This window comes from Streptomyces sp. KR55, from assembly GCF_052245645.1.
Classification (GTDB): Bacteria; Actinomycetota; Actinomycetes; order Streptomycetales; family Streptomycetaceae; genus Streptomyces; species Streptomyces flavusporus.
This window is the reverse complement of sequence record NZ_JBQQCE010000467.1, coordinates 1-7,736: the sequence shown is the minus strand read 5'-3', so window position 1 is coordinate 7,736 and position 7,736 is coordinate 1. Positions and strand designations below refer to the sequence as shown.

The following is a 7,736-nucleotide window of genomic DNA, read 5'->3' as shown; positions in this document are numbered from 1 at the left end:
GCCTACACCGGCCTCTCCCGCCAAGTGCCGCTGCCCGACCCCGCGTTGCACGACGCGCTCTACGACCGCCATATGACCCCGGCCGCGTGGACGCCGTACCCGGACGCCGCCGAGGTGCTTCGGACGCTGCACGAGCGGGGAGTCGGCATCGGCGTGGTGAGCAACATCGGCTGGGACCTGCGCCCGGTGTTCCGCGCGCACGGGCTCGACCGTTACGTGGGCACGTACGTCCTGTCGTACGAGCACGGCATCCGCAAGCCGGATCCGCGGCTGTTCGCCGCGGCCTGCGCGGATCTCGGCGCTGATCCCCAGCAGGTGCTGATGGTGGGTGACGACCACCGGGCGGACGGCGGCGCGGCCGCCCTGGGCTGTGCGGTCCACTTCGTGCACCACCTGCCGGCCGACGAGCGGCCCGACGGGCTGCGCCCGGTGCTGGACCTCGTCGGCCGACCCGTGACATGACCGTCTGTCTCGGACGATCCCCCGCGTCGCCCGAGACAGACGGCACCGCCGGTCCCGGCCACGCAGGGCCCGGGACGGACGCTCCGAGTATAGTTGGCTGGCAGCCAGTCAACACAGGAGTTACAGCATGGCCCCCCGGAGCGCTTCGGTCAATGAAGAGTTGCGGCGGCGTTCCCGGGAGCGGCTCCTGCAGGCGGCGGTCGAGCTGGTCAGCGAGCGGGGATACGAGGCCACGACCCTCGGCGACATCGCGGACCGGGCCGGCTCGGCGCGCGGACTGGTGTCGTACTACTTCCCCGGCAAACGCCAGCTCGTGCAGTCCGCCGTGCACCGGCTGATGCACCGCACGCTGGAGGAGGCACTGGAGCGCGAGCCGCGCACGGAGGACGGCCGGGAGCGGATGGCGCGTGCCATCGACGCGATCCTCGGCCTGGCCCGGGACCGGACCGTACTGATGCGCCAGCACATGGCGGGACTGCTGGACACCGAGGGCTTCGTGCGGTGCCCGGAGCAGCAGCGACTCGCCGAACTGCTGCGGGACACCGTGGCCCGGCACGGCTCCCGGAACGCCGAGGCCGACTATGCGATGCTGCGCGCCCTGCTCATGGGGGCCGTCTATGCGATGGTGCTGCCGAACGTGGGGATGCCGATCGCTCCCCTGCGCACCGAGTTGTTCCGGCGCTACCGGCTCGACTGGGAGCTCGGGTGCCCGCCGGACGCCGAAACGCCCGGCGGGACACGCGACGGGGACCTGTCACGGTTCTTCGCGACAGACCCGGCAGACACACCGACCCTCGGCCGGCCGGCCTCGGATCAGTCGAAGTAGTCCGGCTGCGTCTGCACGTTGAGCTCGTGCAGGCGGACACGCTTCGCCGGGTCCGTGCGCCGGTCGTCGAGCTTCAGGACGTCGAAGCCCTTGGCGATGTCGTTCGAGTAGATGTAACCGTTGTAGTAGTACGCCGACCAGGAGCCGGCGGTCGTGACCCGGTCGGTGGTCAGCGGACCGCGCTCGAAGTAGGCGATCTCCTTCGGGTGGGCGGAGTCGGTGAAGTCCCAGACGGAGACGCCGCCCTGATACCAGGCCTGGACCATGATGTCCTTGCCCTTGACCGGGATCAGCGAGCCGTTGTGGGCCACACAGACCTCGGTGTCCGCCTGGTGGCGCTCGATCTTGAAGTAGCTGCGGAAGACGAGCTTGCGGTTGTCGCCCTTGCCGACGATGTCGTAGATACCGTCGGCGCCACGGTTCGGGCCGATCTCCTCGTTGCAGGTGGCTGCGCCACCGCCGCCCAGCTCGTCGGTGAACACGACCTTGTCGGCGTCCTGGTTGAAGGTCGCCGAGTGCCAGAACGCGAAGTTCACGTTGTCCTGCACCTGGTCGATGACCTTCGGGTGCTCCGGGTCCTTGATGGAGAACAGGATGCCGTCACCCATGCAGGCGCCCGCCGCCAGGTCCTGCGAGGGCAGCACGGTGATGTCGTGGCAGCCGGTCGTCTTGGAGACACCCGGGTTGGTCGGCCCGCCCGGGTTGCCGCCGCCGTCCGGGCCCTCACCGGGGAAGAGCACCGGGAAGCCCACGAGCGCAGCCTTCTCCGGCGCGTTGCGAGGCACCTTGATGACGGAGATGCCGTCGTGCGGCGGCTGGCAGTCGGGGTACGCGGCGTTCGGCGAGTACGAGGAGACGTAGATGTAGACGTTCCTGCGCTCGGGCACCAGCGTGTGGGTGTGCGAACCGCAGGCAGTCTCGACGGCGGCGACGTACTCCGGGTTGCGCTTGTCGCTGATGTCGAAGACCTTCATGCCCTCCCAGGAGGACTTCTCGGTCACCGGCTGGGTGGTGCTGTTGCAACTGCTGTCGCTGCGCGAGGAGTCGGTGGACAGGAACAGCAGGTTGCCGGAGACGGAGATGTCGTTCTGCGAGCCGGGGCACAGCACCTGGGCGACCGTCTTCGGCGACTTCGGGTTGCTGATGTCGAAGATGCGGAAGCCGTCGTAGTTGCCGGCGAAGGCGTACCTGCCCTGGAAGGCGAGATCCGAATTGGTGCCGGGCAGCACGTCCTTGGGGATGTTCGTGACGTGCTCGATGTTGTCCGAGTGGACGACCTCGTCCTGGCCGGGTATCTCCCCGCTCTCCAGGGCCTCGCGCACCTCGGCCTGGGCGCTGCGGGACACCTCCTTGTCGGTCGCCGGGCCGTCCCCCGGGTCGGGGGTCGCGGCCGCCGGATGGACCGTCAGCAGCGCGGCCAGGAGTCCGGCCGCTGCCGCGGCAACTCCCAGGCGTCTGCGCCGCGTTCGGGGGTTGTTCAACAGGGTCACTGCTTCCTCCCTTGTTCCGTTCGCCAGGGAACGGTTCACGGACCCCCGAAGTATCGTCTTCATCATGCACAGATCAACAGGGGGCAACGAACATGTAATGAAGGTTTTCGCTCGTTCATGAGCGGAAGCGTGTTAGGACGGTCACCAGCACTCACAAGGTGCCCCCTCATCCCCCCAGCCACAGGAGGTCGTTGTGCCCTTCCGTCGAGCGTCGCGTGCTTCCCTCACCGCGGCCTCACTGGCCACCCTGGCCGCCCTCGCGCTCGGGGGCTGCGACTCCGGCTCCGACGCGGAGCCGGACCGGGCGAGCGGCCCCTCGGTGCTCGTGCCCGGCAAGCCCGGCGAGGCGAACCGCACGATGTCCGCCGAGGACGCCGCACAGCAGCGCGCCGACGACGACACGCCCAACTCGGCGGACATCGACTACGCGCGGATGATGATCGAGCACCACGCCCAGGCCCTGGAGATGACCGAACTCGCCCCGGATCGCGCCGAGTCGTCGCGGGTGAAGAAGCTGGCGGAGCGGATCGAGGCCGCGCAGGGGCCCGAGATCGCGGCGATGAGGAGCTGGCTGGAGACGCACGGCGAGGACGAGAAGAGCGACGGCCACCACCACGGCCCGATGCCCGGGATGGCCACCGAGGCGCAGTTGAAGAACCTGCGCGCGGCGGAGGGAAAGGCGTTCGACCAGCTCTTCGTCACGCTGATGATCACCCATCACGAAGGGGCGATCACGATGGCCACGGATGTGAAGTCGCAGGGCAACAACGTGCGGATCGAGGAGATGGCCGACGACGTGATCGCCCAGCAGACGAGCGAGATCACGCGCATGCGCGGAATGCTGTGACCTCCGCGCGTGTGACCTCTGCGCCCGCCGGGCCCGCTCAGCGCCGTGCGTGACGCGGGGTCAGGAAGCCCGCGTCCCGCGCCTGGGCGATCAGCCTGAGCGACCGGCGGCGGCTGTGCCCGGTGGCGCACATCACCGCGAGGACGGGGTCGAGCCCCTCGTGCTGCGCGGCGCGGTATTCCTGCGCCACCAGCCGGCTCCCCTCGATGCCACGCGGCCAGGCGGGGCGGGCGCGCCTGCCGCCCGCCGACTCCCCCTGCAACGGCTCGGTCGCCACGCCGCCGCACACCGAGAACAGCGGCTCTTCGATCCAGTCGGCGAACACCGCCAGATCGTCGAGGGACAGCGCGGGCCGGGCCCGGACGTCCTCGAGGTTGACGCAGCCGTCGGCCGCCACGGCGAGCGCGTCGACCCGGGCGCCGTCGGCGAAGTCGAGCCGCACATGGAACCACGCCGTCGCGCCGCTCTCCTCGCGCACTTCCCACGCGGGCCACACGGACACCGCACCGTCCTCCGGACGGCGATCAGAAAGATCAAGAAAGGATGCTTCCAGCACGCACGCAACGTAACCGCATGATCACACTCCATACGAACGGACACGCGTCCGTTCTTGGCGCGGCACCCTGTCAGCGGAGCGGCAGCGGTGCAATGCTGGAGCCGTCAGCGATCTCCTGTGATGCACCGGACGATCCACCGGACCACCGGACGAAGGAGTTCCGCCGTGCTGCGTGTCGCCGTCGTCGGCTCCGGGCCGAGCGGGGTCTACTCCGCCCAGAACCTTGTCCAGCTGGAACCCACCGCGTTCGTCGACGTCCTGGACCGGCTGCCGTGCCCGTACGGTCTGGTGCGTTACGGCGTGGCGCCCGACCACGAGAAGATCAAGTCGCTGCAGAACAATCTGCGGACGGTGCTGGAGCACGAGCGGGTGCGGTTCCTCGGCGGCGTCCAGGTCGGCGCCGGCGGAGTGCCGGCCGCCCGGCTGCGGGAGCTGTACCACGCGGTCGTGTACTGCGTGGGAGCCGCGACCGACCGGCATCTCGGGATCCCCGGGGAGGATCTGCCGGGCAGCTTCTCGGCGACGGAGTTCGTGTCCTGGTACAGCGCGCATCCGGACGCCGTGGAGGACGGGTTCGTGCTCGGCGCCCGGGCGGCCGTGGTCATCGGCGTGGGGAACGTCGCCGTGGACGTCACCCGGATCCTGGCGCGCGGCGCGGCCGAGCTGAGCCCCACCGACATGCCGCAGGCGGCGCTGACCGCGCTGGGGGCGAGCCGGGTGACCGGCATCCACATGGTGGGGCGGCGCGGCCCTTCGCAGGCCCGCTTCACCACCAAGGAGCTGCGTGAGCTGGGCTCGCTGCCGGGTGCCGAAATGAGCGTGGATCCGGAGGAGTTGGCGCTGGATCCGGCGTACGTCGACCCGTCCGCGCTGCCGGCCGCGCAGCGCCGCAACGTGGAGGTGCTGCGGGGCTGGGCCGCCCAGCCGACCAGGGATCTTCCGCGCCGGATCCGGCTGCGGTTCTTCCTGCGCCCGGTGGAGTTGCTCGCCGAGGGCGGGCGCGTGGGCGCGGTGCGGTTCGAACGGACGCTGCCGGACGGGCAGGGCGGCGTGACGGGGACGGGCCGGTACGAGGAGATCGAGGCCCAGTTGGTGCTGCGGTCGGTGGGCTATCGCGGAGTGCCGCTGGAAGGGCTGCCCTTCGATCCGGCGACCGGCACGGTGCCGCAGCTGGCCGGCCGGGTGCTGCGCGGCGGAGTCGTGGCGCCGGGTGAGTACGTGGCGGGCTGGATCAAGCGGGGTCCGACGGGTGTCATCGGCACCAACCGGCCGTGCGCCAAGGAGACGGTGCTGTCGCTGCTCGAGGACGCCCCCGTTCTCGTACGGAAGGAAGTTCCCGAGGATCCGCTCGCGGTACTGCGCGCCGAGGGCGTCGAGCCGGTCGAATGGGCGGGGTGGCGGGCCATCGAGCGGGCCGAGGCGGAACTCGGAGCCTCGCTCGGGCGGAGCGTGGTCAAGCTGCCCGACTGGGAGTCGCTGCTGACCGCGGCACGCAGGGTCGACTCGTAGCAGAACCCGGCGCCGCCGGCGGGCAGGACACACGGCTGCAACGAGACGGAAATCAACAAACTGTTCAAGCCGCTTACGGTCTCCTGCAGTTCGGATGTTCCCCGCTCACCGCCGCTCTGGAGTGCCCATGGCATCGACCGCGCCCGTCCATCCCGTCGACGAGGTCCCACCCGTACGACAGCTGGCCGCCTTCGGGCTGCAGCATGTGCTCGCCATGTACGCGGGCGCGGTGGCCGTGCCGCTGATCGTGGGCGGTGCGATGAAGCTGCCGCCGGCGGATCTGGCGTATCTGATCACCGCCGATCTGCTGGTGTGCGGCATCGCCACGCTCATCCAGTGCATCGGCTTCTGGCGGTTCGGCGTGCGGCTGCCGATCATGCAGGGCTGTACGTTCGCGGCCGTGTCACCGATGGTCATGATCGGGACGACCGGCGGCGGACTGCCCGCGATCTACGGCTCGGTGATCGTCGCGGGACTCGCGATCGTGCTGCTCGCACCCGTTTTCGGCAAGCTGCTGCGGTTCTTCCCGCCGCTGGTCACCGGCACGGTGATCCTGATCATCGGTATCTCGCTGCTGCCGGTGGCGGGCAACTGGGCCGCCGGTGGTGCGGGGGCCGAGGACTTCGGGGAGCCGAAGAACCTGGCGCTCGCCGCGTTCGTGCTGGCGGTGGTGCTGGGCGTGCAGCGGTTCGCGCCGGTGTTCCTGAGCCGGATCGCGGTGCTGATCGGGATCGCGGTGGGGCTCGCGGTCGCGGTGCCGTTCGGGTTCACGGACTTCGGCGGGGTCTCCGACGCGGACTGGGTCGGGATCAGCACGCCGTTCCACTTCGGGGCGCCGACCTTCGAGGTGTCGGCGATCGTGTCCATGCTGGTGGTCGCGCTGGTGTGCATGACGGAGACGACCGGTGACTTCATCGCGGTCGGTGAGATGACCGGGCGGAAGGTCGAGCCCCGCTCTCTTGCGGACGGGCTGCGCGCCGACGGTCTGTCGACCGTACTCGGCGGTGTCTTCAACACCTTTCCCTACACCGCGTACGCGCAGAACGTGGGACTCGTCGGTATGACCCGGGTGCGCAGCCGCTGGGTTGTCGCGGCGGCGGGCGGCATCCTGGTGCTGCTCGGCCTGCTGCCCAAGCTGGGCGCGGTGGTCGCGGCGATTCCGGCGCCGGTCCTCGGCGGCGCGGGCCTGGTGATGTTCGGGACGGTCGCCGCGAGCGGCCTCAGGACCCTGGCCGAGGTCGACTTCAGGGGCAACCACAACCTGACGGTCGTGGCCGTGTCGGTGGCCATGGGCGTGCTGCCGATCGGTGTGCCGACGATCTACGACCAGTTCCCGGACTGGTTCCAGACGATCATGCACAGCGGGATCAGCGCCGGCTGCCTGACGGCGATCGTACTCAACCTGCTCTTCAACCACCTTCCCGCGAAGGCGGGTTCAGATCTCGCCGAGGCGGGCGGCCTGCCGGTCGGCGGTGCCGAGAAGCACGTCGAAAAGCCCCGGGAAGAGGCCGTCTAGCGGCTCCACTTCGTCCGGTTCGGCCGCGTCGCTGGTCAGCGGCTCAGCCGGACGACCGCCCGTTCCAGCGGGGGCAGCGCCCGCTGGCCGGTCACCGCCAGGGCGATCGCCGCCAGCACGCCGGCCCAGGCGAACGGGCCGAGCGGCGTGCAGCCGAAGGCCTGGCTGATACCCGGCGTCTCGACCAGGGCGACCAGGGCGGCGGCGGAGCCGAACACGGTGACGCGGACCAGTGGACTGTCGCGGCGGTCGGCGAGGGTCTGGGCGAGCTGGCTGCCGACCACGGCGCACAGGGCCATCGTGGTCGTCCGGCGGGCCGAGCCCGGCGTGAAGCGACCGATCAGCCAGGCCGTGACCGCGCCGAGAGACGTGGTCAGTGCGCGGTGCCGGATCTGCCGCATCAGCGGGCTGCCGAGCAGCGTCGTCCCCAACGGCCGGCTGCCGGCGCTCGCGTCCTCGGCCGGGTCCTTCAGCGGCGTGACCGCCACGGCCATCGCCGGGAACAGGTCCGTGAACAGGTTCACCAGCAG

The 7,736-nt window shown here is 70.4% G+C and carries 8 protein-coding genes; 5 read left to right on the top strand and 3 right to left on the bottom strand.

What is annotated here, in order from left to right; all coding sequences use genetic code 11:
• Both ACTWQJ_RS42055 and ACTWQJ_RS42050 read left to right on the top strand, forming a co-directional pair.
• Positions 1-462, top strand: a 462-nt coding sequence (locus ACTWQJ_RS42055) for an HAD family hydrolase (RefSeq protein WP_443311692.1), incomplete at its 5' end; no start/stop codon positions are given.
• 127 nt (positions 463-589) lie between these two features.
• The gene (locus ACTWQJ_RS42050; protein ID WP_443311691.1) at positions 590-1,288 is read left to right on the top strand and encodes a TetR/AcrR family transcriptional regulator; all 699 of its coding nucleotides are present in this window, start codon (positions 590-592) and stop codon (positions 1,286-1,288) included.
• On the opposite strand, the gene ACTWQJ_RS42045 is transcribed toward ACTWQJ_RS42050, so the two are convergent.
• Positions 1,276-2,778, bottom strand: coding sequence for an LVIVD repeat-containing protein (locus ACTWQJ_RS42045; protein WP_443311690.1), 1,503 nt, complete (start codon positions 2,776-2,778; stop codon positions 1,276-1,278). The two genes, ACTWQJ_RS42050 and ACTWQJ_RS42045, sit on opposite strands and share 13 nt — an antisense overlap.
• 193 nt (positions 2,779-2,971) lie before the next feature.
• Between ACTWQJ_RS42045 and ACTWQJ_RS42040 the strand changes: the two genes are divergently transcribed.
• Complete coding sequence (locus ACTWQJ_RS42040; RefSeq protein ID WP_443311689.1) at positions 2,972-3,625, top strand: DUF305 domain-containing protein; 654 nt, start codon at positions 2,972-2,974, stop codon at positions 3,623-3,625.
• A 37-nt stretch (positions 3,626-3,662) separates the two neighbouring features.
• On the opposite strand, the gene ACTWQJ_RS42035 is transcribed toward ACTWQJ_RS42040, so the two are convergent.
• On the bottom strand, positions 3,663-4,127 hold the full coding sequence (locus ACTWQJ_RS42035) for a DUF6214 family protein (RefSeq protein WP_443311688.1): 465 nt from the start codon (positions 4,125-4,127) through the stop codon (positions 3,663-3,665).
• Between the two features lie 219 nt (positions 4,128-4,346).
• Between ACTWQJ_RS42035 and ACTWQJ_RS42030 the strand changes: the two genes are divergently transcribed.
• Positions 4,347-5,690, top strand: coding sequence for an FAD-dependent oxidoreductase (locus ACTWQJ_RS42030; RefSeq protein WP_443311687.1), 1,344 nt, complete (start codon positions 4,347-4,349; stop codon positions 5,688-5,690).
• A 127-nt stretch (positions 5,691-5,817) separates the two neighbouring features.
• Entirely contained in the window at positions 5,818-7,206 is a 1,389-nt protein-coding gene (locus tag ACTWQJ_RS42025) for a nucleobase:cation symporter-2 family protein (RefSeq protein WP_443311686.1), read from the top strand.
• Between the two features lie 35 nt (positions 7,207-7,241).
• On the opposite strand, the gene ACTWQJ_RS42020 is transcribed toward ACTWQJ_RS42025, so the two are convergent.
• Positions 7,242-7,736, bottom strand: a 495-nt coding sequence (locus ACTWQJ_RS42020) for a cation transporting ATPase C-terminal domain-containing protein (protein ID WP_443311685.1), incomplete at its 5' end; no start/stop codon positions are given.

What these genes read in the sequence shown, in the direction of transcription:
- ACTWQJ_RS42050 (WP_443311691.1), top strand. Translation starts at nt 590, where the DNA reads ATGGCCCCCCGGAGCGCTTCGGTCAATGAAGAGTTGCGGCGGCGTTCC.
- ACTWQJ_RS42025 (WP_443311686.1), top strand. Translation starts at nt 5,818, where the DNA reads ATGGCATCGACCGCGCCCGTCCATCCCGTCGACGAGGTCCCACCCGTA.